Origin of the sequence: Parendozoicomonas callyspongiae, assembly GCF_023502345.1 — a bacterium.
GTDB lineage: Bacteria > Pseudomonadota > Gammaproteobacteria > Pseudomonadales > Endozoicomonadaceae > Sansalvadorimonas > Sansalvadorimonas callyspongiae.
Genome location: NZ_JAMFLX010000081.1, coordinates 1 through 1,410 on the forward strand (window position 1 = coordinate 1; position 1,410 = coordinate 1,410).

The window sequence follows — 1,410 nt, forward strand, 5'->3', positions numbered from 1 at the left end:
TGATCTTTAAAAATATGGAATCTGTCAACACATGTTGTTAAACAAGCAATAGCTTGTTGAATCAATATGTTTAGTTGCTGAGCACTCAGATTGTTCTTTGAACAATCTTTCAATGGAAGCACCCCGTTTCTTTTATAAAGAACGAGGCGGACTATTGAATCAAGTGTGTGGCGAATCGTTACCAGGACATACTCTTTAGTCGGAGTTGTCTATAAACGCGTTGTTTGAATGTATAAACCAGATTTCTTTGGGTTATATGGTCAAGTGACTAAGCGCACACGGTGGATGCCTTGGCAGTCAGAGGCGATGAAGGACGTGGTAATCTGCGAAAAGTCTTGGGAAGCTGATAAACAAGCTGTGATCCAAGAATGTCCGAATGGGGAAACCCACCTGTCATAAGACAGGTATCTCTTAACTGAATACATAGGTTTAGAGAGGCGAACCCGGGGAACTGAAACATCTAAGTACCCGGAGGAAAAGAAATCAACCGAGATTCCCCTAGTAGCGGCGAGCGAACGGGGACCAGCCGAGCGATATGAGTTAGTGGAACACGCTGGAAAGTGTGGCCATAGTGGGTGATAGCCCCGTACACGAAGACGATTATCGACGCATTAAGTAGGACGGCACACGTGTTATGTTGTCTGAAGATGGGGGGACCATCCTCCAAGGCTAAATACTCCTGACTGACCGATAGTGAACCAGTACCGTGAGGGAAAGGCGAAAAGAACCCCGTTGAGGGGAGTGAAATAGACCCTGAAACCGTGTGCGTACAAGCAGTGGGAGCTGATCTTCGGATTGGTGACTGCGTACCTTTTGTATAATGGGTCAGCGACTTACATTCTGTAGCAAGGTTAACCGTTTAGGGGAGCCGTAGGGAAACCGAGTCTTAACAGGGCGATCAAAGTTGCAGGGTGTAGACCCGAAACCGAGCGATCTATCCATGGGCAGGTTGAAGGTTGGGTAACACCAACTGGAGGACCGAACCGACTGTCGTTGAAAAGCCAGCGGATGACTTGTGGATCGGAGTGAAAGGCTAATCAAGCTCGGAGATAGCTGGTTCTCCCCGAAAGCTATTTAGGTAGCGCCTTATGTATCACCCACGGGGGTAGAGCACTGTGTCGGCTAGGGGGTCATCCCGACTTACCAACCCGATGCAAACTCCGAATACCGTGGAGTGCAATCATAGGAGACAGACGGCGGGTGCTAACGTCCGTCGTCAAGAGGGAAACAACCCAGACCGCCAGCTAAGGTCCCTAAACATGATTAAGTGGGAAACGATGTGGGAAGGCTAAAACAGCTAGGAGGTTGGCTTAGAAGCAGCCACCCTTTAAAGAAAGCGTAATAGCTCACTAGTCGAGTCGGCCCGCGCGGAAGATGTAACGGGGCTCAAATCATGTACCGAAGCTGCGG

The 1,410-nt window shown here is 49.0% G+C and carries 1 rRNA gene; it reads left to right on the forward strand.

Annotation, left to right across the window (positions count from 1 at the left end):
• Positions 1-258: 258 nt before the first annotated feature.
• A 23S ribosomal RNA gene (locus M3P05_RS20335) occupies positions 259-1,410 on the forward strand; the annotation flags it as partial.